General features: G+C 60.4%; 22 protein-coding genes and 1 pseudogene. 22 read left to right on the top strand and 1 reads right to left on the bottom strand.

From position 1 onward, the window contains the following. The first annotated feature begins 92 nt into the window (after positions 1-92). From AC1MEW_RS28990 to flhB, 20 genes are all read left to right on the top strand, one after another. The gene (locus tag AC1MEW_RS28990) at positions 93-1,286 is read left to right on the top strand and encodes a sensor histidine kinase (RefSeq protein WP_201201767.1); all 1,194 of its coding nucleotides are present in this window, start codon (positions 93-95) and stop codon (positions 1,284-1,286) included. A gap of 5 nt (positions 1,287-1,291) precedes the next feature. After that, positions 1,292-2,671 (top strand): sigma-54-dependent transcriptional regulator, encoded by a 1,380-nt coding sequence (locus AC1MEW_RS28985; protein ID WP_201255259.1) that lies wholly within the window; start codon positions 1,292-1,294, stop codon positions 2,669-2,671. A 235-nt stretch (positions 2,672-2,906) separates the two neighbouring features. Continuing rightward, entirely contained in the window at positions 2,907-3,236 is a 330-nt protein-coding gene (gene fliE / locus AC1MEW_RS28980; RefSeq protein WP_201201769.1) for a flagellar hook-basal body complex protein FliE, read from the top strand. 15 nt (positions 3,237-3,251) lie between these two features. After that, a complete protein-coding gene (gene fliF / locus AC1MEW_RS28975) occupies positions 3,252-5,039 on the top strand; it encodes a flagellar basal-body MS-ring/collar protein FliF (protein ID WP_201201770.1) in 1,788 nt (595 codons plus the stop codon). Then, positions 5,032-6,051, top strand: coding sequence for a flagellar motor switch protein FliG (gene fliG / locus AC1MEW_RS28970; protein WP_003184041.1), 1,020 nt, complete (start codon positions 5,032-5,034; stop codon positions 6,049-6,051). The genes fliF and fliG overlap by 8 nt, the downstream gene beginning before the upstream one ends. Before the next feature lie 7 nt (positions 6,052-6,058). Next, complete coding sequence (fliH, locus tag AC1MEW_RS28965) at positions 6,059-6,883, top strand: flagellar assembly protein FliH (protein WP_201255260.1); 825 nt, start codon at positions 6,059-6,061, stop codon at positions 6,881-6,883. Beyond that, positions 6,873-8,231 (top strand): flagellar protein export ATPase FliI, encoded by a 1,359-nt coding sequence (gene fliI / locus AC1MEW_RS28960; protein WP_201195013.1) that lies wholly within the window; start codon positions 6,873-6,875, stop codon positions 8,229-8,231. Before fliH ends, fliI begins: the two co-directional genes overlap by 11 nt. Positions 8,232-8,237: 6 nt before the next feature. Continuing rightward, positions 8,238-8,687 (top strand): flagellar export protein FliJ, encoded by a 450-nt coding sequence (fliJ, locus tag AC1MEW_RS28955; RefSeq protein ID WP_480424483.1) that lies wholly within the window; start codon positions 8,238-8,240, stop codon positions 8,685-8,687. 231 nt (positions 8,688-8,918) lie between these two features. Beyond that, on the top strand, positions 8,919-9,224 hold the full coding sequence (locus AC1MEW_RS28950; protein WP_201195011.1) for an STAS domain-containing protein: 306 nt from the start codon (positions 8,919-8,921) through the stop codon (positions 9,222-9,224). A 5-nt stretch (positions 9,225-9,229) separates the two neighbouring features. After that, positions 9,230-10,936 (top strand): fused response regulator/phosphatase, encoded by a 1,707-nt coding sequence (locus AC1MEW_RS28945; RefSeq protein WP_201255261.1) that lies wholly within the window; start codon positions 9,230-9,232, stop codon positions 10,934-10,936. A 30-nt stretch (positions 10,937-10,966) separates the two neighbouring features. Continuing rightward, positions 10,967-11,314 carry an Hpt domain-containing protein gene (locus AC1MEW_RS28940; protein WP_480424481.1) on the top strand — a complete coding sequence of 116 codons (348 nt, stop codon included), beginning with the start codon at positions 10,967-10,969 and terminating at the stop codon, positions 11,312-11,314. 105 nt (positions 11,315-11,419) lie between these two features. Beyond that, positions 11,420-12,811 (top strand): flagellar hook-length control protein FliK, encoded by a 1,392-nt coding sequence (locus AC1MEW_RS28935; protein ID WP_480424479.1) that lies wholly within the window; start codon positions 11,420-11,422, stop codon positions 12,809-12,811. A 219-nt stretch (positions 12,812-13,030) separates the two neighbouring features. After that, positions 13,031-13,537, top strand: a complete 507-nt coding sequence (fliL, locus tag AC1MEW_RS28930) for a flagellar basal body-associated protein FliL (protein ID WP_201201779.1) — start codon at positions 13,031-13,033, stop codon at positions 13,535-13,537. Positions 13,538-13,546: 9 nt separating this feature from the next. After that, positions 13,547-14,515: a flagellar motor switch protein FliM gene (fliM, locus tag AC1MEW_RS28925; RefSeq protein ID WP_201201780.1), complete on the top strand. Its 969-nt coding sequence runs from the start codon at positions 13,547-13,549 to the stop codon at positions 14,513-14,515. Between the two features lie 68 nt (positions 14,516-14,583). Continuing rightward, positions 14,584-15,042, top strand: a complete 459-nt coding sequence (fliN, locus tag AC1MEW_RS28920) for a flagellar motor switch protein FliN (RefSeq protein WP_416195329.1) — start codon at positions 14,584-14,586, stop codon at positions 15,040-15,042. Then, positions 15,043-15,522, top strand: a complete 480-nt coding sequence (gene fliO, locus AC1MEW_RS28915) for a flagellar biosynthetic protein FliO (RefSeq protein ID WP_201201782.1) — start codon at positions 15,043-15,045, stop codon at positions 15,520-15,522. It begins immediately after the preceding gene. Continuing rightward, positions 15,522-16,280, top strand: coding sequence for a flagellar type III secretion system pore protein FliP (fliP, locus tag AC1MEW_RS28910; protein WP_201195000.1), 759 nt, complete (start codon positions 15,522-15,524; stop codon positions 16,278-16,280). The genes fliO and fliP overlap by 1 nt, the downstream gene beginning before the upstream one ends. Continuing rightward, on the top strand, positions 16,277-16,546 hold the full coding sequence (gene fliQ, locus AC1MEW_RS28905) for a flagellar biosynthesis protein FliQ (RefSeq protein WP_201201791.1): 270 nt from the start codon (positions 16,277-16,279) through the stop codon (positions 16,544-16,546). Before fliP ends, fliQ begins: the two co-directional genes overlap by 4 nt. A 3-nt stretch (positions 16,547-16,549) precedes the next feature. After that, on the top strand, positions 16,550-17,332 hold the full coding sequence (gene fliR / locus AC1MEW_RS28900; protein ID WP_201201793.1) for a flagellar biosynthetic protein FliR: 783 nt from the start codon (positions 16,550-16,552) through the stop codon (positions 17,330-17,332). A gap of 3 nt (positions 17,333-17,335) precedes the next feature. Then, a complete protein-coding gene (gene flhB, locus AC1MEW_RS28895) occupies positions 17,336-18,475 on the top strand; it encodes a flagellar biosynthesis protein FlhB (RefSeq protein WP_201201795.1) in 1,140 nt (379 codons plus the stop codon). A 178-nt stretch (positions 18,476-18,653) separates the two neighbouring features. On the opposite strand, the pseudogene AC1MEW_RS28890 reads toward flhB, so the two are convergent. Beyond that, positions 18,654-19,012: pseudogene (locus AC1MEW_RS28890) on the bottom strand (DUF6124 family protein). Positions 19,013-19,638: 626 nt separating this feature from the next. On the opposite strand from AC1MEW_RS28890, the gene flhA reads away from it, so the two are divergent. Both flhA and flhF read left to right on the top strand, forming a co-directional pair. After that, the gene (gene flhA, locus AC1MEW_RS28885) at positions 19,639-21,768 is read left to right on the top strand and encodes a flagellar biosynthesis protein FlhA (RefSeq protein WP_201201798.1); all 2,130 of its coding nucleotides are present in this window, start codon (positions 19,639-19,641) and stop codon (positions 21,766-21,768) included. A gap of 11 nt (positions 21,769-21,779) precedes the next feature. Continuing rightward, on the top strand, positions 21,780-23,114 hold the full coding sequence (flhF, locus tag AC1MEW_RS28880; RefSeq protein ID WP_201201799.1) for a flagellar biosynthesis GTPase FlhF: 1,335 nt from the start codon (positions 21,780-21,782) through the stop codon (positions 23,112-23,114). Positions 23,115-23,166: the final 52 nt, after the last annotated feature.

Genomic DNA, 23,166 nt, shown 5'->3' with positions numbered 1-23,166 from the left:
TTTTTAGGCACGGGTATTGCTACATCTCTTGCAACGTTCCGTTTCACTGACGGTCAGCCAAGCGAGAGAGCACGATGCCCCAAGCCGCCCAGATGTCTCCTGTCCCTGACGCTTCGGGGCAACCGTCGTCCGTAGAGCAGGCAAGCCGGCTTGGCCTTGAGCAGGCGTTCGCCCTGTTCAACCAGATGTCGAGCCAATTGACTGACTCCTACAGCATGCTCGAAGCCCGGGTCACCGAGCTCAAGGGCGAGTTGGCGGTGGTCAGCGCTCAACGCATGCAGGAACTGGCGGAAAAAGAACGCCTGGCCAACCGCCTGCAAAACCTCCTCGACCTGTTACCCGGTGGCGTCATCGTCATTGATGCCCAGGGCATGGTGCGCGAAGCCAATCCGGCGGCCTGCGAGTTGCTCGGCCTGCCGCTCGAAGGTGAGCTGTGGCGTCACGTCATTGCTCGTTGCTTTGCGCCCCGTGAAGACGACGGTCATGAAATCTCCCTGAAGGACGGCCGGCGCCTGTCGATCGCCACTCGCTCGCTGGATGCCGAGCCCGGTCAGTTGGTGTTGCTCAACGACCTGACTGAAACCCGTCACCTGCAAGGTCAACTGGCTCGCCATGAACGCTTGTCTTCCCTGGGACGAATGGTTGCCTCGCTGGCCCATCAGATTCGTACACCGCTCTCGGCCGCTTTGCTCTACGCCAGTCATTTGACTGAGCAGGAATTGCCGGTCGCCACCCAGCAACGATTCGCCGGTCGCTTGAAAGAGCGCCTGCACGAGTTGGAGCATCAGGTGCGCGACATGCTGGTGTTTGCTCGTGGCGAGTTGCCGCTGACCAATCGCGTGACGCCAAAGGAGCTGATGCAATCGCTGCAAGCCGCAGCCCTGACTCATGTTCAGGAGCTGCCAATCCGCTGGCAGTGCGACAGCCATGCCGGGGAGTTGCTGTGCAATCGCGACACCTTGGTCGGTGCGATTCTGAATTTGATCGAGAACGCGATCCAGGCCAGTAACGGTGCTGTGCGCCTCAAGGTCCACCTGTATACCCGTGGCAACAACCTGCGCCTGTGCATCAGCGACAGCGGCAGCGGGATCGATGAGGCGGTGCTGGCGCGTCTGGGCGAACCTTTTTTCACCACCAAAACCACCGGCACTGGCCTGGGTCTGACCGTGGTCAAGGCAGTGGCCCGTGCTCATCAGGGAGAATTGCACTTGCGCTCGCGGCTCGGTCGCGGCACGTGTGCGCTGGTGACCCTGCCGTTGTTTTCCAGCGCATCGGATGCGGAGTGAAGGACATGGCAATCAAGGTTTTACTGGTCGAGGATGACCGTGCGCTGCGCGAAGCGCTGGCCGATACGCTGTTGCTCGCGGGGCACGATTTCAAGGCTGTCGGTTCCGCGGAAGAAGCGCTGGCGGCGGTCGGTGGCGAGGCGTTCAATCTTGTCGTCAGCGACGTCAATATGCCGGGCATGGACGGCCACCAATTGCTCGGCTTGCTGCGCGCTCGCCAGCCACAATTGCCGGTGCTATTGATGACGGCGCACGGCGCAGTGGAGCGGGCGGTCGATGCCATGCGTCAGGGCGCGGCGGATTATCTGGTCAAGCCGTTCGAGCCCAAGGCTTTGCTCGATCTGGTGGCGCGCCACGCGCTGGGCAGTCTCGGTGCCACTGACGGCGAAGGGCCGATCGCGTTCGAGCCGGCCAGTGCGCAACTGCTGGAGCTGGCCGCACGAGTGGCGCGCAGTGATTCCACGGTATTGATCTCCGGCGAGTCCGGCACCGGCAAGGAAGTGCTGGCGCGTTACATTCACCAGCATTCCCATCGTGCCAGCCAGCCGTTCATTGCCATCAACTGCGCGGCGATCCCCGACAACATGCTCGAGGCCACGCTGTTCGGCCACGAGAAAGGCTCGTTCACTGGCGCCATCGCAGCTCAGGCCGGTAAGTTCGAACAAGCTGACGGCGGGACCATCCTGCTCGACGAAATTTCTGAAATGCCCATGGGCCTGCAGGCCAAGTTGCTGCGTGTATTGCAAGAGCGCGAAGTCGAACGGGTCGGCGCGCGCAAGCCGATCAGCCTGGACATTCGTGTCGTGGCGACCACTAACCGTGATCTGGCCGGTGAAGTGGCGGCGGGGCGTTTTCGTGAGGATCTTTATTATCGGCTGTCGGTTTTTCCGCTGGCCTGGCGTCCGTTGCGCGAGCGCACCGCCGACATCCTGCCGCTGGCCGAGCGCTTGTTGGCCAAACACGTCAATAAAATGAAGCATGCGGCGGCCAGGTTGTCGCCCGAGGCTCAGGCGTGTCTGATCGGTTATCCGTGGCCGGGCAATGTTCGCGAGCTGGATAACGCCATCCAGCGCGCGCTGATTTTGCAGCAGGGCGGGTTGATTCAGCCGCAGGATTTCTGCCTGTCAGGGCCGGTCGCTTGTGCGCCGCTGCCCGCGTTGATGCCGGTGCGTGCCGTGGAGGTCGAGACCGAATCGGCTAGCGCCTTGGGCGACGACCTGCGCCGTCATGAGTTCCAGATGATCATCGACACCTTGCGTTCCGAGCGTGGCCGCCGCAAAGAGGCCGCCGAGCGCCTGGGCATCAGCCCGCGCACGTTGCGCTACAAACTGGCGCAAATGCGCGACGCCGGAATGGACGTGGAAGCTTATTTGTTTGCCACCTGAAAGTTGACGCACCCGATCCAAATGTGGGAGCGGGCTTGCTCGCGAAAGCGGTGTATCAGTCGACATTTATGTATCTGTCGCTCCGCCTTCGCGAGCAAGCCCGCTCCCACAATGGATTTGTGGCCAGCCATGGCTTTTGTGAACTAAGGCCGCGGAGCTGGCACCCTTGTTGCTAACACCTCACTACCCGCCGAGTGAGTGTCAAAAAATTGCGGGTCGCCAGAGAGAGTAGACCATGAGCCAAGGTATTGAATTTAATCGATTGATGTTGGACATGCGCTCCATGCAAATGGATGCCATGTCTGCGTCAAAATCGACTGCCGCAGTCCCTGAATTGGGTGGCAGCAGCTTTGCCGACATGCTCGGTCAGGCCGTCAATAAAGTGAACGACACCCAGCAGGCGTCAAATCAGCTGTCCAGTGCCTTTGAAATTGGCAAAAGCGGCGTTGATCTGACGGATGTAATGATTTCCTCGCAGAAGGCCAGCGTGTCTTTTCAAGCGTTGACCCAAGTGCGTAACAAGCTGGTTCAGGCCTACCAAGACATCATGCAGATGCCGGTTTAAGGACGAGATTGAGTCATGGCAGAAGCAGTCGCCGATAATGTTCCGGCCAAGGCCACTCCGATAGACGGTAAACCGCCGCTGTTCGGGTTGTCCTTCCTGGAAAACCTCTCCGAGATGACCATGTTGCGTCAGGTGGGCCTGTTGGTCGGTCTGGCTGCGAGCGTGGCGATTGGCTTTGCCGTGGTGTTGTGGTCGCAGCAGCCGGACTACCGGCCTTTGTACGGCAGTCTTGCCGGTATGGACGCCAAACAGGTTATGGAAACCCTGGCCGCCGCTGACATCCCTTATACCGTTGAACCCAACTCCGGTGCCTTGCTGGTCAAGGCCGATGATGTGTCCCGTGCGCGGCTCAAGCTCGCGGCGGCTGGTGTCACTCCCAGCGACGGCAACATCGGTTTTGAAATCCTCGACAAGGACCAGGGCTTGGGGACCAGCCAGTTCATGGAAGCGACCCGTTATCGTCGCGGCCTCGAAGGTGAATTGGCTCGCACTATCTCCAGCCTGAACAACGTCAAGGGTGCCCGCGTGCACTTGGCGATTCCGAAAAGCTCGGTCTTCGTGCGCGATGAGCGCAAGCCAAGTGCGTCGATTCTGGTTGAACTGTATTCCGGCCGCTCCCTGGAGCCAGGCCAGGTGTTGGCGATCATTAACCTTGTTGCCACTGCCGTTCCCGAACTGAGCAAGTCGCAGATCACCGTCGTCGACCAGAAGGGCAACCTGCTGTCCGATCAGGCGGAGAACTCCGAACTGACCATGGCCGGCAAGCAATTCGATTACAGCCGCCGCATGGAAAGCATGCTGACCCAGCGCGTGCACAACATCCTGCAGCCGGTGCTGGGCAATGACCGCTATAAAGCCGAAGTCTCGGCCGACGTGGATTTCAGCGCCGTTGAATCGACCTCCGAGCAGTTCAACCCGGACCAACCGGCGTTGCGCAGCGAGCAGTCGACTTCTGAACAACGCACCGCCAGCAATGGCCCGCAAGGCGTGCCGGGTGCCCTGAGCAACCAGCCGCCGTCGCCAGCCTCGGCGCCGCAAAAAACCGGTGGCGCTCCCGCGGCGGCGGCCATGGTGCAGCCAGGCCAGCCGTTGCTGGATGCCAATGGTCAGCAAATCATGGACCCGACCACCGGCCAGCCGATGCTTGCACCTTACCCGGCGGACAAGCGTCAACAATCCACCAAAAACTTCGAGCTTGATCGCTCCATCAGTCACACCAAACAGCAACAGGGCCGTTTGAATCGCCTGTCGGTGTCGGTGGTGGTGGATGACCAGATCAAGATCAACGCGGCCAACGGTGAAACCACCCGCGCGCCATGGAGCGCCGATGAATTGGCGCGCTTCACTCGCCTGGTGCAGGACGCCGTCGGTTTCGACGCCAGCCGTGGTGACAGTGTCAGCGTGATCAACATGCCGTTCTCCGCTGAGCGCGGTGAAGTGATTGCCGATATTCCGTTCTACTCCCAGCCCTGGTTCTGGGACGTCGTCAAGCAAGTGCTGGGTGTGTTGTTCATCCTGGTGCTGGTGTTCGGTGTGCTGCGTCCGGTGCTCAACAACATCACCGGTGGCGGCAAAGGCAAGCAACTGGCCGGTCTGGGTAGCGACGTAGAGTTGGGTGGCATGGGCGGCCTGGACGGCGAACTGTCCAACGACCGCGTCAGCCTCGGCGGCCCGCAAAGCATCCTGTTGCCGAGCCCGAGCGAAGGCTATGACGCACAGCTGAACGCAATCAAGAGTTTGGTGGCAGAAGATCCGGGTCGTGTGGCCCAGGTCGTGAAAGAGTGGATTAACGCAGATGAGTGATAACCGAGCCGCTGTCGCCAAACTGTCCCGGGTCGATAAAGCCGCGATTCTGCTGCTGTCCCTGGGTTCGACCGACGCCGCCCAAGTGCTGCGCCACATGGGGCCTAAAGAGGTCCAGCGTGTGGGTGTGGCCATGGCGCAAATGGGTAACGTGCACCGCGAGCAAGTCGAGCAGGTGATGAGCGAGTTCGTCGACATCGTCGGCGACCAGACCAGCCTGGGCGTCGGCTCCGACGACTACGTGCGCAAAATGCTCACCCAAGCCCTGGGCGAAGACAAGGCCAACGGCCTGATCGACCGCATCCTGCTGGGTGGCAACACCAGTGGCCTCGACAGCCTGAAGTGGATGGAACCGCGCGCCGTCGCCGACGTGATCCGTTACGAGCACCCACAGATCCAGGCGATCGTCGTGGCGTACCTCGACCCGGACCAGGCCGGTGAAGTACTCGGCAACTTCGACCACAAAGTACGCTTGGACATCATTCTGCGAGTTTCCTCGCTGAACACCGTGCAGCCAGCAGCCCTGAAAGAACTCAACCAGATTCTCGAGAAGCAGTTCTCCGGCAACTCGAACGCCTCGCGCACCACTTTGGGTGGTATCAAGCGTGCGGCCGACATCATGAACTTCCTCGACAGCTCGATCGAAGGTCAGTTGATGGACTCGATCCGCGAAGTCGACGAAGACCTGTCCGGTCAGATCGAAGACCTCATGTTCGTGTTCAACAACCTGTCCGATGTCGACGACCGCGGGATTCAGGCGTTGCTGCGCGAAGTGTCCTCCGACGTACTGGTGCTGGCCCTCAAGGGCTCGGACGAAGGCGTCAAGGAAAAGATCTTCAAGAACATGTCCAAACGAGCGGCCGAACTGTTGCGCGACGACCTCGAGGCCAAAGGCCCGGTGCGTGTCAGCGACGTGGAAACCGCGCAGAAAGAAATCCTCACCATTGCCCGCCGTATGGCCGAAGCCGGAGAAATCGTTCTCGGCGGGAAGGGCGGCGAAGAGATGATCTAAGGTCACTATGTCGTCCAAACATGATGAGTCCAACACCGACCTGATCCGTGGCAAAGGGGTCCGTGGTTTCGACGTCTGGTCGCTGCCAAGCTTCGATCCGCATGTGCCGGAGCCCGAGCCGGAACCGGAGCCCGAACCGCCGGAAATGGAAGAAGTGCCCCTGGACGAAGTCCAGCCGCTGACCTTGGAAGAACTCGAAAGCATCCGTCAGGAGGCCTACAACGAAGGCTTCGCCACGGGTGAAAAAGAAGGTTTCCACAGCACCACGCTCAGGGTCCGTCAGGAAGCCGAGGTGGCCCTGGCCGCCAAGATTGCTGGCCTTGAGCAGCTGATGAGTCATCTGTTCGAGCCAATCGCCGAGCAGGACACCCAGATCGAAAAGTCGTTGGTTGACCTCGTGCAGCACATTACCAAACAGGTGATTCAGCGCGAGCTGGCGATCGACTCGACGCACATCGAACACGTCATGCGCGAGGCCCTCAAGCTGTTGCCGCTGGGCGTGGGCAATGTGCGGCTGTACATCAATCCGCAGGATTTCGAACAGGTCAAAGCCCTGCGCGAGCGCCATGAAGAAACCTGGCGCATCGTCGAGGACGAGGCATTGTTGCCTGGTGGTTGCCGGGTTGAAACCGAGCACAGTCGGATCGACGCTACTGTCGAAACCCGCGTCGCCCGGGTCATGGACAAGCTGTTCGATCAGTTGCATGAACAAGCGCTGCACCCGGCCGAGCCAGACATGAGCCTTGAACTGCCGGTCGACGCCGCCAAGCCTGCGGTCGAGCCGACCGAGCCAGGTCTGGAGCCAGAGCCGGAAATCCCCGATGCGCCTTGATCGCACCAGTTTCGCCAAGCGCCTTGGTGGTTACACCGAGGCCACGGAACTGGCCGGCGCGCCAATCCTTGAGGGCCGCCTGCTGCGCATGGTCGGCCTGACCCTCGAAGCTGAAGGCTTGCGCGCCGCCATGGGCAGCCGCTGCATGGTCATCAACGACGACAGTTACCACCCGGTGCAGGTTGAAGCCGAAGTCATGGGCTTCTCCGGCAGCAAAGTCTTTCTGATGCCGGTTGGCAGCGTTGCCGGCATCGCGCCGGGTGCGCGCGTGGTGCCAATGGCCGATACCGGTCGTTTGCCGATGGGCATGAGCATGCTCGGTCGGGTGCTTGATGGCGCCGGTCGCGCGCTGGACGGCAAGGGCGGGATGAAAGCCGAAGACTGGGTGCCGATGGACGGCCCGACGATCAACCCACTCAAGCGTGACCCGATCAGCCAGCCGCTGGACGTGGGCATTCGCTGCATCAACGGTTTGTTGACGGTCGGTCGCGGTCAGCGTCTCGGGCTGTTTGCCGGTACTGGCGTCGGTAAGTCTGTGCTGCTGGGCATGATGACCCGCTTCACCGAGGCCGACATTATCGTCGTTGGGCTGATCGGCGAGCGGGGTCGTGAAGTTAAGGAATTCATCGAGCACATCCTCGGTGAAGAAGGCCTCAAGCGTTCGGTGGTCGTTGCCTCGCCGGCGGACGATGCGCCGCTGATGCGCCTGCGCGCCGCGATGTACTGCACGCGCATCGCCGAGTATTTCCGCGACAAGGGCAAGAATGTCCTGTTGCTCATGGATTCGCTGACCCGTTTCGCCCAGGCCCAGCGGGAAATCGCCCTGGCCATCGGCGAACCGCCGGCGACCAAGGGTTATCCGCCGTCGGTGTTCGCCAAATTGCCAAAACTGGTGGAGCGGGCCGGCAACGCCGAGAAGGGCGGCGGTTCGATCACCGCGTTCTACACCGTTCTGTCCGAAGGCGATGACCAGCAGGACCCGATCGCCGACGCCGCGCGAGGTGTGCTCGACGGGCACATCGTGCTGTCCCGGCGCCTGGCTGAAGAAGGTCATTACCCGGCCATCGACATCGAAGCGTCCATCAGCCGGGTCATGCCGTCAGTGGTCACGCCTGAACACATGATGCGCGCCCAGTATTTCAAGCAGTTGTGGTCGCGTTATCAGCAGAGTCGAGACTTGATCAGCGTCGGCGCCTATGTAGCCGGTGGTGATCGGGAAACCGACCTGGCGATTTCCTTGCAGCCGCAGCTGGTCAAGTATCTGCGCCAGGGCCTGAACGACAGCATCAGCCTGGGCGAAAGCGAAGCCTACCTCGGCACGATCTTCGCCCCTGCGGCCGGCGGTTAACCGGCCATGGCCCAGAGTCGAGCAGGGCGTCTGGCACCGGTGGTCGAAATGGCCGAAAAGGTTGAGAAAGCCGCTGTCCAGCGCTTGGGGCACTTTCAGGGACAGGTTCGGCTAGCCGAAAGCAAGCTCGCCGACCTTGAAGCCTTTCGCCTCGATTACCAGGAACAATGGATCATCCGCGGCAGCAGTGGCGTTTCCGGCCAGTGGTTGCTGGGTTATCAGGGCTTTCTGGCGCAACTGGGCACAGCCATCGATCAGCAGCGCCAAAGCCTGGTCTGGCATCAAAACAATCTGAACAAGGCGCGCGAGGCTTGGCAGAAGGCGTTCGCCCGGGTTGAAGGCCTGCGCAAACTGGTTCAACGCTACATGGAAGAGGCGCGCAAGCTCGAAGACCGGCGCGAGCAGAAGTTGCTGGATGAGTTGTCCCAGCGGTTGCCGCGTCAGGATCCGTATTAAGGCTGATAGACCGCGTTATCGTTCATCGCGAGCAAGCCCGCTCCCACAGGGGATCTGTGCCGATCACAACATTGTGATTCAACTCGGTTACCTGTGGGAGCGAGCTTGCTCGCGAAGGGGGCGCCAGATTCACAGAGGATTGACGAACCACTGATACTTCCCGCCTTGCCCCTATCCTCGGCAGGTGCTAAACCTTGTACACACGTTGTTCAATGACAAGGAAGCCGTTAAATGTCAGTCGTTACAGAAGTCTCCCAAAATGGGCAAAAGCTGACGATTTCGATCAAGGGGCGATTCGATTTTGCCAAGCACCAGGAATTTCGCGAGTCCTACGAAAATCGTGAGCCAAAGCCCGAGTCCTTTGAAGTGAACCTGAAGGACGCCACCTACCTCGACAGTTCTGCGCTCGGCATGTTGTTGCTGTTGCGTGATCACGCCGGTGGCGAAAACGCCGAGATCACGTTGACCCACGCCAACGCCGATGTGCGCAAGATTCTGGCCATTTCCAACTTCGAACAAATCTTCGACGTGGCGTGATCGCCATGCAGTCGTTGTTCGAGCCCCTGACGATCCTGATCGCTGAAGACAGCGCGGCTGATCGCATGCTGCTGTCGAGCATCGTCCGGCGCCAGGGTCATCAAGTGTTGACCGCAGCCAACGGGGCCGAGGCGGTCGAAGCGTTCCGTCAGCAGCAGCCACAACTGGTATTGATGGACGCCATGATGCCGGTGATGGACGGTTTCGAGGCGGCGCGGCAGATCAAGGCGCTGGCGGGGGAAACCCTGGTGCCGATCATCTTTCTGACCTCGCTGACTGAAAGCGAAGCCCTGGCCCGCTGCCTGGAGGCTGGCGGTGACGACTTTCTGGCGAAGCCCTACAACCAAGTGATCCTCGGAGCCAAGATCAAGGCGATGGACCGCTTGCGCCGCTTGCAGGCCACCGTGCTTGAACAGCGTGACCAAATCGCCCGGCACCACGACTATTTGCTCAATGAGCAGCGGGTGGCGAAGGCGGTATTCGACAAAATTGCCCACTCCGGCTGCCTGAATGCACCGAATATTCGCTACCTGCAATCGCCCTACGCGCTGTTCAATGGCGATCTGCTGCTGGCCGCGTTTACCCCGGCTGGCGACATGCACGTGCTACTCGGCGATTTCACCGGTCATGGCCTGCCGGCTGCGGTTGGCGCCATGCCTCTGGCGGAAGTGTTTTATGGCATGACCGCCAAGGGCTTCGGCTTGCCGGAAACCCTGCGGGAGATGAATGCCAAGCTCAAGCGCATCCTGCCGGTGGACATGTTCTGTTGCGCGACCCTGATGTGCCTGAGTTTCCAGCGACGTTCGGTTGAGGTCTGGAATGGCGGGATGCCGGACGGTTACCTGCACAGCTCCGCCAGCGGCGAACGTACAGCGCTGACGGCGCGGCACCTGCCACTGGGGGTGCTGAGCCCGCAAACCTTCGATGACCGCACAGAAGTGTTTCCGATGGCAGTTGGCGATCGGGTATTCCTGCTGTCCGATGGGGTGATCGACACCTGTGACGCCAACGAGCAGTTGTTCGGCATCGAGCGATTAGAGCGAGTGTTTGCGGCCAATCGTCAGCCCGAGGTGTTGTTCGAAGAGATCGAACAGGCCCTGCGCGACTTCCGTGGCGAGGCCCGGGATGATGTGAGCATGGTCGAGGTCAGCCTGCTGGAGGCCGCCCAGATCAGCCCGCCGGCACTGGTGTATTCCGACAGTGGTCAGTCCTGTCCGCTGGACTGGTCGGTGAGTTTCGAGTTCCGCGCCGCCACCCTTAAACGTTTCAATCCGCTGCCGTTTCTATTGCAATTGCTGCTGGAGGTCCATGGCCTTAGGGCGCAAAGTGGCGCCTTGTACAGTGTTCTGGCCGAGCTGTATTCCAATGCTCTGGAGCACGGCGTGCTGGGCCTGGATTCGAGTCTCAAGCGCGATGCCTCGGGTTTTGCGCGCTATTATCAGGAGCGCAATGCGCGCCTCGATCAATTGCGCGATGGCTACGTGCGTTTGCATTTGGTCGTAACGCCAGAGGGCGAGGGCGGTCGCCTGACGATTCGAGTCGACGACAGTGGCAAGGGTTTCGATGTGGCGCAGGTGATGGACCGTCCCCTGGATGGCGTCCGCCTGTCGGGACGGGGCGTCAGTCTGGTTCGTCAACTGAGCCGCAAGGCGAGTTGGTCAGACGATGGTCGTAGTGCGCACGTGGAGTTTTACTGGGAGGCTCTGGCATAATCCGCGAATTCTTGATCAAGGAGTGAACAAGTGGCTGGCACACATCTGGATCGCGACGTGCTGAGCGCGTTGCAGGAAGTCATGGAGGATGAGTATCCGACCTTGCTGGATACCTTCATCGCCGATTCCGAGGAGCGTTTGCTCGTCCTGCGAAAGGCTGAAGATGCCGCGCAGCTCATGAATGCTGCCCACAGTTTCAAGGGCAGTAGCAGCAACATGGGCGCCATTCGACTGGCCGAGCTCTGCGATGAGTTGGAGCAGCGGGCCAGGCAGGAAAGCCTGGCGGGCATCGAGAAGCTGGTCGGAGAAATTGATGGCGAGTTCGCCATCGTCCGCCCGCTTTATGAGGCTGAGCGTCAACGTTCCCTGGCGGAATAACGCACCGGTCGGCGTTTTTTAGCGTCGATCCAGCAAAACTGGCTCGACCCTTGCAGCTATCTCCATTGACTGTACCTACGATCCCAGTGCAGCGGAGACCGCGTTATGCCCGTTACCCCCAACTCGCTTCTTCAGGCCGCCGCAAAGGCCAAGCCTCAAGCCGCCTCCGCCAACACCCCGCTGGTGGCTGCGGTGCCTGTGGATAAGGCGTCCAGCTTCGCCAAGGTCTTCGCCAATCAAGCCCAGAACAAGCCTGCCGTTTGGGCTGAAGCGCCGGTCAAACCCGCTCGGGATAAAACCTCGGACAGCCCTGGCAAAAAGGACGTCGGCCACACCAAGGCTGCCGCCTCGGCCCCGACCGTTGCCGATAGCGGCAAAACCTTGCCCGCCGATCATTCGGTGCCGGCGCCTGCCTCGGCAGACGACAAGACCGCCAGCGATAGCAATACCGACACCGCCAATACCCCGGTAGCCGTCGATACGCCGCCGGTCGATCCGACGCTCGATCCTGCCTTGATGCAAGCGGTTCAGCCGGTAGTGCCCGCACCAGCGCCGGAAACGCCACCCGTGGTTGCCACGGCGCAACCGCAAGTCGAGGCTCCTGTGGCTGCTGCCGTTGCTGCAGCGCCGGCCCCGGCAGCCGCCCCGGCGCCCGCCAATACCGATTTCGATCCAGCGGCCGACCCGCTCGACGCGTTGCCGGCCTTGCGCATGGCCATGGAGCAGAGCGGCCACGTGTCCGCTTCCAGCCAGGCACAACCCAAAGCGGCGCCGACCCAGACGCAAGGCGATGGCGACCTGACCTCGGCGCAAAGCTTCGCCGCCGGCATGGCGACCATGCTTGAGGTGCAAACCGACAAGGACAGCACCAGTCAGGGCGGCGACAAGGCGTTCAGTGGTTTGATCAACGAAGGTCTCAAGGACCTGACGTCTTCCAGCAGCGATACCCGTGTCGATGATTTTGCCAGCCGTCTGGCGGCATTAACCCAGGCCGCCACACCGAAAACCGCCAATGCATTGCCAGTACAGGTCAATCAGCCGATTGCCATGCATCAGAGCGGCTGGACTGACGAAGTGGTAAACCGCGTCATGTATCTGTCCAGCGCCAATCTCAAGGCGGCCGACATCCAGTTGCAGCCGGCTGAACTGGGGCGCCTGGATATTCGGGTGAACATGGCGCCGGACCAGCAGACCCAAGTAACCTTCATGAGCGCTCACCCAGCGGTTCGCGAAGCGCTGGACGGTCAAATGCATCGCCTGCGTGACATGTTTGCGGAGCAGGGCATGGGCCAGGTCGACGTCAACGTGTCCGATCAGTCCCGTGGCTGGCAGGGCCAGGGGCAGGATCAGCAGGCGCAGCAAGGGCAAAGCGGTCGCACCAATGCCAGCGGCGGTCGCGTTGATGGCATTGACGATGAAATTGTGCCGACAGTTGCAGAAGTGGCGGCCAGCACCACCAGCGTCATCGGCTCCAGCGCCGTCGACTACTACGCCTGATCCCTCCCCTGTAGGAGCGAGGCTTGCCCGCGAAGAACGATGATGCGGTTTAACTGATAAACCGCAATGCTTTCTTCGCGGGCAAGTCGGATCGCCGCACCGCTCGCTCCTACATTGATTCCCCAGCACCTCAAATTCCCCCTCCGACACTTCTGGCATAACACTTGCTCTTGCCTTGCCGTGCGACTGTGAAAACCTGAATAGTGACGGATTATTGGCATGGCGAAGAGCGAAGCAGCAGCAGCGGTAAAAGACCCTGCAACCAAAGGCAAACTCAAGCTGATCATTGCGATCGTGGTGGCGGTGCTGCTGGCGATCGGCTTGTCCGTGGGGGCGACCTGGTACTTCATGCACAGCGCCGCCAGTAAACCTGCCGTCGTGGCAGACACCGCCCCGGCTGGCAAACAACCGGCGGTCTTCGAACCCATGGCGCCGGCCTTCGTCGCCAACTACAACCAGAACGGTCGTCAGCGCTACATGCAGGTGAGCATCACCATGCAGGGTCGCAACCAGGCCGATCTGGACGCGCTTAAAGTGCACATGCCGGTCATCCGCAATAACCTCGTCATGCTGTTCTCCGGCCAGGACTTCGCCACACTCGCGACCCCGGTCGGCCAAGAAATGCTGCGTCAGAAGGCCACCGCCAGCGTCCAGGAAGTGGCGCAGAAAGAGCTCGGCAAAGTGGTCATCGAACAGTTGCTTTTCACTAATTTCGTACTGCAGTAGGAACACGACATGGCCGTGCAGGACCTGCTGTCCCAGGATGAGATCGATGCGCTGTTGCATGGCGTCGACGATGGTCTGGTACAGACCGATAACGCTGCTGAACCCGGCAGCGTCAAAAGTTACGACCTGACCAGCCAGGATCGGATCGTCCGCGGACGCATGCCGACCCTGGAAATGATTAACGAGCGTTTCGCCCGCTACACCCGCATCAGCATGTTCAACATGCTGCGTCGCTCGGCAGACGTTGCCGTCGGTGGCGTGCAGGTGATGAAGTTCGGCGAATACGTGCACTCGCTGTACGTGCCGACCAGCCTCAACCTGGTCAAGATCAAACCGTTGCGCGGCACTGCTCTGTTTATCCTCGACGCCAAACTGGTGTTCAAACTGGTGGACAACTTCTTCGGCGGCGATGGCCGTCACGCGAAGATCGAAGGGCGTGAATTCACCCCGACCGAGCTGCGTGTGGTGCGCATGGTGCTGGAGCAGGCGTTCGTCGATTTGAAAGAAGCCTGGCAGGCGATCATGGAAGTGAACTTCGAGTACATCAACTCGGAAGTGAACCCGGCCATGGCCAACATCGTCGGCCCGAGCGAAGCGATTGTGGTCTCGACGTTCCACATCGAACTCGATGGCGGTGGCGGCGACCTGCACGTGACCATGCCGTACTCGATGATCGAGCCGGTGCGTGAAATGCTCGACGCCGGCTTCCAGTCGGACCTCGATGACCAGGACGAGCGCTGGGTCAACGCCCTGCGCCAGGACGTGCTCGATGTCGACGTGCCGATTGGCGCCACCGTAGCCCGTCGTCAGTTGCGTCTGCGCGACATCCTGCACATGCAGCCGGGGGACATTATCCCGGTCGAGATGCCGGAAGAAATGATCATGCGCGCCAACGGCGTGCCTGCGTTCAAGGTCAAGATGGGTTCGCACAAAGGCAACCTCGCGTTGCAAGTGATCGAGCCGATCGAGCGCCGTTGATCGGCGCTTAACTCCCCCATTTAACACTGGCCGCTTCGAGTTGAAGAGCGGTCCGCCGAGGACACATGATGAACGACGATATGAACGCCCAGGACGACCAGGCACTGGCTGATGAATGGGCTGCTGCGCTGGAAGAAACCGGTGACGCCGGCCAGGACGATATCGATGCCTTGCTGGCCGCGGATACCGGTGGCTCGGCGTCCAACCGTCTGCAGATGGAAGAGTTCGGCAGCGTGCCGAAGAACAACGAGCCGGTGACCCTCGACGGTCCGAACCTGGACGTGATCCTCGACATCCCGGTGTCGATTTCCATGGAAGTCGGTAGCACCGACATCAACATCCGTAACCTGCTGCAACTCAACCAGGGTTCGGTCATCGAGCTGGATCGCCTGGCCGGTGAGCCGCTGGACGTGCTGGTCAACGGCACGCTGATCGCTCACGGCGAAGTGGTTGTGGTCAACGAGAAGTTCGGCATCCGCCTGACTGACGTGATCAGCCCAAGCGAACGCATCAAGAAGCTGCGCTAAGTGAAAAAGGTTCTGGGTTCTTTGCCGGGAATGCTGCTGGCGTTGCCGTTCAGCGTGATGGCGGCCGAGCCGATTGCGACGGCCACTGCCGCGGTGAATACCGCGACGGCTGCCGTTGCGCCGGCGGTCAGCAGCGGCGTGGCGGGGCAATTGACGCAATTGGTGTTCGGCCTGTTGTTGGTGCTGGGGTTGATCTTCTTCCTCGCCTGGCTGTTGCGTCGGGTCCAGCAGGCCGGGCCGGCCGGCAAGGGGCAGGTGATCGACATCATCGGTTCCCGTGCCCTGGGCCCGCGTGATCGCTTGATGCTGATCCAGGTCGGCAACGAGCAGATCCTGCTTGGCCTGAGCCCCGGCACCATCACCGCGTTGCATGTGCTCAAGGAACCAGTGCAGGTGCCGAGCGGGACTGAAAAATCGACCCCGGAGTTTGCCCAGCGCCTGATGGAGTTGTTGGGCAAGGATCAGAAGGATAAGAAGTAATGGGTGCGCTACGCATCGTCTTGACGCTGGCCCTGATGCTGGCTGCGCCGCTGGCGCTCGCCGCCGATCCGTTGTCGATTCCGGCAATCACCTTGGGCACCAACGCCAACGGGGCTCAGGAATACTCGGTCAGCCTGCAGATTCTGCTGATCATGACCGCGCTGAGTTTCATTCCGGCGTTCGTCATGCTGATGACCAGCTTCACCCGGATCATCATCGTGTTCTCGATCCTGCGTCAGGCTCTTGGCTTGCAGCAGACGCCGTCGAACCAGATCCTCACCGGCATGGCGCTGTTCCTGACCATGTTCATCATGGCGCCGGTGTTCGACCGGGTGAACAACGATGCCTTGCAGCCGTACCTGGCGGAGAAAATGACCGCCCAGGATGCCGTGCTCAAGGCTCAAGTGCCAATCAAGGACTTCATGCTGGCCCAGACCCGCACCAGCGATCTGGAGCTGTTCATGCGTTTGTCCAAGCGCACTGACATCGCCACGCCGGATCAGGCGCCGTTGACCATTCTGGTGCCGGCGTTCGTGACGTCGGAGCTAAAAACCGCGTTCCAGATCGGCTTCATGATCTTCATTCCGTTCCTGATCATCGACCTGGTTGTGGCCAGTGTGCTGATGGCGATGGGTATGATGATGCTCTCGCCGCTGATCATTTCCCTGCCGTTCAAAATCATGCTGTTCGTGCTGGTGGATGGTTGGGCGTTGATTATCGGTACGTTGGCCAGCAGCTTTGGGGGTGTTTCGCCATGACGCCAGAAGTCGCCGTAGATATCTTTCGGGATGCGTTGTGGCTGACCACCATGATGGTTGCGGTGCTGGTGATTCCGAGCCTGCTCGTGGGCCTTTTGGTCGCGATGTTCCAGGCCGCGACCCAGATCAACGAACAGACCTTGAGCTTCCTGCCGCGCCTGCTGGTGATGCTGGTGACGTTGATCGTGGCCGGCCCGTGGCTGGTACAGACGTTCATGGACTACATCCTGCGGTTGTACGGCAATATTCCAATGGTCATTGGCTAAGTCATGTCTCTGCTGCAACTGACCGATACCCAGATCAGCACCTGGGTGGCGACGTTCATGTTGCCGCTGTTTCGCGTCGGCACTTTGCTGATGGTCATGCCGATTTTCGGCACAACCCTGGTGCCCAGGCGCGTGCGGGCGTATTTCGCGCTGGCGATCACGGTGGTCATCACGCCGGCGTTGCCGCCCATGCCGCCGGTCAATCCGCTGGACTTGAGCGGGCTGCTGCTGATCGGTGAGCAGATCATCATTGGCGCCGTGTTGGGCTTCTCCTTGCAGTTGTTCTTCCAGGCGTTCGTGGTGGCGGGGCAGATCGTTGCGATCCAGATGGGCATGGGCTTCGCGTCCATGGTCGACCCCACCAACGGCGTATCGGTGGCGGTGATCGGGCAGTTCTTCACCATGCTGGTGACGCTGTTGTTTCTGTCGATGAACGGCCACCTGGTGGTCTTCGAAGTCCTCACCGAAAGCTTCACCACGTTGCCGGTCGGCAGCGGGTTTATGGTCGATAACTTCTGGCAACTGGCGGGCAAGCTCGGCTGGGTGCTGGGGGCGGCACTGGTGTTGGTTTTGCCGGCGATCACCGCGTTGCTGGTGGTCAACATCGCGTTTGGCGTGATGACCCGGGCGGCGCCGCAACTGAACATCTTCTCCATTGGTTTTCCGCTGACCCTGGTACTCGGGATGTTCATCCTCTGGATCAGCCTGGGTGACATTCTCAACCAGTACCAGCCGATGGCCGTGGAGGCCTTGCAGTTTCTGCGCGAACTGGCACGGGTGCACTGAGCCATGGCTGAGAGCGAAAGCGGTCAAGACAAAACAGAAGACCCCACGGACAAGCGCAAGAAAGACTCCCGCGACAAAGGCGAGGTGGCGCGCTCCAAGGAACTCAATACCCTGGCGATCATGCTCGTCGGCGCTGGCGCACTGCTGATTTTCGGCGGAGTCCTGGCCCAAGACATGATGGAGTTGATGCGCCTTAACTTCTCGTTGCCGCGGGAGGTGATCCTCGATCAGAAATCCATGGGCAACTACCTGATGCACTCGGGTCAGGTTGCCTTGTGGGCCATTCAGCCGATCATGATCTCCCTGCTTCTGGCAGCGCTCATCGGCCCGATTTCTCTGGGCGGCTGGTTGTTCTCCGCGAGCAGCATGGCGCCGAAATTCAGCCGGATGAACCCGCTCAGCGGCCTCAAACGGATGTTTTCCACCAAGGCCCTGGTCGAGCTGCTCAAAGCGTTTGCCAAGTTCACCATCGTCTTGTTTGTGGCGCTGGCGGTGTTGTCCTCGGACATCGCTGACTTGCAGCGCATCGCCCACGAACCCTTGGAGACGGCGATCATCCACAGCATTCAGGTGGTGGGTTGGAGTACGTTGTGGATGGCTTGCGGGTTGATCATCATCGCGGCGGTCGACGTGCCGGTGCAGTTGTGGGAAAGCCACAAGAAGCTGCTGATGACCAAGCAGGAAGTGCGCGACGAGCACAAGGATTCGGAAGGGCGGCCAGAGGTCAAACAGCGAATTCGTCAGCTGCAGCGCGAGATGTCCCAGCGCCGCATGATGGCGGCGATCCCCAATGCCGACGTGGTCATCACCAACCCGACCCACTACGCCGTCGCGCTCAAGTACGACCCGGAGAAGGGCGGGGCGCCGATGTTGATCGCCAAGGGCAGTGACTTCCTGGCGTTGAAGATGCGTGAAATTGCCGTGGCCAACGAAGTACTGCTGCTCGAATCGCCGGCCCTGGCGCGTTCGATTTACTACTCCACAGAACTCGACCAGGAAATCCCTGGCGGCTTGTACCTGGCGGTTGCTCAGGTACTGGCCTACGTCTACCAGATCCGCCAGCACCGCGCCGGCAAGGGCAAGCGCCCGGACCCGCTCAAGGACGACCTGCCGATCCCACCGGATTTGCGCCGCGATTCCTGATCGATCAAAAGCAAAAGATCGCAGCCTTCGGCAGCTCCTACCGTTGACCGTGTCCCCCTGTGGGAGCGGGCTTGCTCGCGAAGAGGTCGTGTCAGTCAATAGAGATGTCGACTGACACACCGCTTTCGCGAGCAAGCCCGCTCTCACAGGGGATTTGCGTTTTGACTCCGGGCTTGCGTTAGCTTTGCGGGTCGACGTTATCCAGCATGCGGTTCACCGCCAATTCCCCGAGCATGATGATCTGTTGCAGTGCCAGCATTTTGCTGCGCTGCGCCCCCATCATGCCGTCTGCAAAATCGCTGGCCATGACGCTGGCCGAGGCCATTGATTCGCAGGCGTTGGCCAGCAGGGTTTCGTGATCGGCGCCGGGGGTGATGCAGAAGAGGGTGCTGGGTTTGCGTGGGGTTTCTTTCAGAGCTGCGGGGTTGAGGTAGTAGTTGAGCGCGCGGTCGGCGGCTTCCTTGAGCTTTTGGGGTCGAGGGCCGGGTCGTGGGGGATTGAATCGGTTGCTGGTGGGTTGGGTGTAATTTTGAACATAGATGAAACTCCAGGTAAGACATAAGGAGCTATCAGCCTCGCTACCAAACGAAGGGTGGGGGCCATACGCAGGTTGGTAGACCGGTTACCTGGAGCAAAAGCCCGGCGCATCCGAGGACGCCCTACGCATGACCACCATAAAAACAGAAGACGAAGAATCTCTGCATTACGTTGCGTTATGCGACAGGTAAAACGGGCTACCAAACCCGATCGCTGTTTTTCAGCGACCCGGAAACGATAGAGCCCGACCCCTAGACGCACAAGCCGGCCGATTCTGGCGCAGCTGTAGGCCGCTACGCAAGAATGCGTAGGGCGAGAGAGTGTCTGAAAGTTTCGTTTAAACATCGCTGTTTAAGTCCCTCTTGTGGCGAGGGGGATTGCCCCCGTTGGGTTGCGAAGCAACCCCAAAAACCAGCCGCCGCAATTCTCCAGATAGACCGCGTTTACCGGTTTTACGACTGCTTCGCAGCCGAACGGGGGCAAGCCCCCTCGCCACAGGTAATCCCCTCTCTGGCCACAGGCTGTTCTATTCCACGCCCCGGCAAAAGTTGGAAGGCTTCTTGCAGTAGCCGCTCTGCGTCTGTTTCAGGCGTCAAAAGTTTGCTTTAAAGGAACGGGGAAAACCGGTGGATCGCTCTCAGTTAATCAACAGTGCTCGCGCTAACGTCGCCGACTTGAGTCGGGGCAATCTGGGTGTGCCGCTGTTGCTGCTGGTCATGCTGGCCATGATGATGTTGCCGGTGCCGCCGTTCCTGCTGGACGTGTTTTTCACGTTCAACATTGCGTTGTCCATCGTCGTGTTGCTGGTCTGCGTCTACGCCTTGCGGCCGCTGGATTTCGCAGTGTTCCCGACCATTTTGCTGGTGGCGACGCTGATGCGCCTGGCGCTGAACGTGGCCTCCACGCGAGTGGTGATGCTCCACGGTCAGGAAGGGCATGCCGCCGCGGGTAAGGTGATCCAGGCCTTCGGTGAGGTGGTGATCGGCGGTAACTACGTGGTCGGTATCGTGGTCTTCGCGATTTTGATGATCATCAACTTCGTCGTAGTGACCAAGGGTGCCGGGCGGATTTCCGAGGTGAGCGCGCGCTTCACCCTCGACGCGATGCCCGGCAAACAGATGGCCATCGACGCCGACCTGAACGCCGGCCTGATCGATCAGAACCAGGCCAAACTGCGCCGGATGGAAGTCGCCCAGGAAGCCGAGTTCTACGGGTCCATGGACGGTGCCAGCAAGTTCGTGCGCGGTGACGCCATCGCCGGCCTGCTGATCCTGTTCATTAACCTGATCGGCGGCATGGCAGTCGGTATTTTCCAGCACGGCATGAGCTTCGGCGACGCTGGCAAGGTTTACGCGCTGTTGACCATCGGTGACGGTTTGGTGGCGCAATTGCCATCACTGTTGTTATCGACAGCGGCTGCGATCATGGTGACCCGTGCTTCCGGCTCGGAAGACATGGGCAAGCAGATCGGTCGCCAGATGTTCGCCTCGCCGAAAGCGTTGGCGGTGGCAGCCGGCCTGATGGCAGTGATGGGCCTGGTGCCCGGCATGCCGCACTTCTCCTTCCTCAGCATGGCGGCCCTGGCGGCCGGCGCTGCGTACCTGTTCTGGAAAAAGCAGAACGTGGTCAAGGTTCAGGCCTTGCAAGAGGTCAAGCGTCAGCAAGAGCTGCTGCCATCCCCGGCCCGCGCCCAGGAAACCAAGGAGCTGGGCTGGGATGACGTGACCCCGATCGACATGATCGGCCTGGAAGTCGGCTATCGCCTGATTCCGCTGGTGGATCGCAATCAGGGTGGTCAGTTGCTCGCGCGGATTAAAGGCGTTCGTAAGAAGCTCTCCCAGGATTTGGGCTTCCTGATGCCGACTGTGCATATCCGTGACAACCTCGACCTGGCGCCAAGCGCTTATCGCCTGACCCTCATGGGCGTGATCCTCGCAGAAGCCGAGATTTACCCGGATCGCGAGCTGGCGATCAATCCGGGGCAGGTCTACGGCACGCTGAATGGCATTACCGCCAAAGATCCGGCTTTTGGTCTGGAGGCGGTCTGGATTGAAGTCAGCCAGCGCGCCCAAGCCCAGTCCCTCGGTTACACCGTGGTCGATGCCAGTACGGTAGTGGCGACCCACTTGAACCAGATTCTGTACAAACACTCCAGTGAGCTGATTGGCCACGAGGAAGTGCAGCAACTCATGCAATTGCTGGCCAAAAGCTCGCCAAAACTGGCAGAAGAGTTGGTGCCGGGCGTTGTTTCGCTGTCGCAGTTGCTCAAAGTCTTGCAGGCGTTGCTCGCCGAACAAGTGCCGGTACGGGACATTCGCAGCATTGCCGAGGCCATCGCCAACAATGCCGCCAAGAGTCAAGATACTGCCGCGCTGGTGGCCGCAGTGCGCGTCGGCGTATCCCGCGCTATCGTCCAAAGCATTGTAGGGACTGAGTCGGAGCTACCAGTTATCACTCTGGAGCCAAGGTTGGAACAGATATTGCTCAATAGTCTTCAGAAGGCAGGACAAGGCTCGGAAGAGGGCGTTCTGCTGGAGCCAAGCATGGCAGAGAAGCTGCAGCGTTCGTTGATCGATGCCGCGCAGCGTCAAGAGATGCAAGGTCAACCGGTGATTCTGCTGGTAGCCGGTCCGGTTCGCGCGATGCTTTCGCGATTCGGCCGACTGGCAGTCCCGGGTTTGCATGTGTTGGCTTACCAGGAAATTCCTGACAACAAGCAAGTGACCATCGTTGCGACAGTAGGGCCCAACGGCTGAGGTAGTGGTTTATGCAAGTTAAGCGTTTTTTCGCCGCCGATATGCGTCAGGCCATGAAACTGGTTCGTGATGAGCTGGGCGCTGATGCGGCCATTATTGGCAACCGCCGGATCGCCGGTGGTGTCGAGCTGACGGCAGCCCTGGATTACAAATTGTCGGCGCTGGCCCCGCGCGTTCCGAACATGGAACTCGAGGATGAGCTGCGCAAGACCCAGTCGCGCATCGTGACTGCCCAGGCCGAACTGAGCCTGCGCGGCGATGGCGAGACCGACGGTGACAAGACCACCAATCGCCAGTTGTTCGCCGGCTTGCCGTTGACCGCTGCCGAGCCATTGGTTGAGCCGACTTACGCCGCGCCGCGTCGTCAGGCACCGGCGCCTGCGCAAGCCTCCGGCGGCGTTGACCCACGGGCCTTCGATTCGATGCGTTTCGAGCTCAACAGCCTGCGCGAACTGATGGAAGTGCAACTCGGCTCCCTGGCCTGGAATCAGTTGCAAGGCAGCCGTCCGGCCCAGGCGAACCTGTGGCGTCGCCTGCAACGCATCGGCTTGTCCGGCCCGTTGTCGCGCGATCTGCTGGCGCTGATTACCGATATTGAAGAACCTCGTCAGGCCTGGCGCATGTTGCTGGCGCACTTGGCGCGGATGATTGCCACACCGGAAGTCGAGCCACTGGAAGAGGGCGGTGTGATTGCCATGGTCGGCCCTGCCGGCATGGGCAAGACCACCACGCTGGCCAAGCTCGCCGCCCGTTACGTGCTCAAGTACGGCGCGCAAAACATCGCGCTGGTGAGCATGGACAGCTACCGTATCGGTGCTCAGGAACAACTCAAGACATTGGGCCGGATTCTTAATGTGTCGGTGACCCACGTCGATCCGGGCCAGTCGCTGGTTCAGGCGCTGGACCCGCTGCTGCGTAAACGCGTGGTGCTGATCGATACTGCCGGCCTTCAGGCCAGCGATCCGGCATTGCGCATGCAGCTCGAAAGCCTGGCCGGTCGTGGCATCAAATCAAAAAATTATCTGGTCCTGGCAACCACCAGCCAAAAACAGGTTCTAACCGCCGCTTATCACAGTTACAAGCGTTGCGGGCTCGCTGGCTGCATCCTGACTAAACTGGATGAAACGGCGAGTCTGGGCGAGGTGTTGAGCCTGGCTATCAGTCATGAATTGCCGGTGGCTTACCTCACCGATGGTCCGCGTATCCCGGATGATTTGCATCTGCCGCGACGTCATCAGTTGGTCAGTCGCGCGGTCAGCGTGCAAATGCAGGAAGAACCCAGCGAAGAAGCCATGGCTGACATGTTCGCTGATATTTACCACAGCCCGACCAAGCAGGTTGGCTGAGGTACTAATGAACAGTTTTTGTACCTACATCGATGGTCTGCCATGCATTGTT

Source organism: Pseudomonas sp. ASL4 (genome assembly GCF_056680395.1).
Note: the sequence above shows the minus strand (reverse complement) of the source record. Positions and strands in the feature narration are given on the sequence as shown.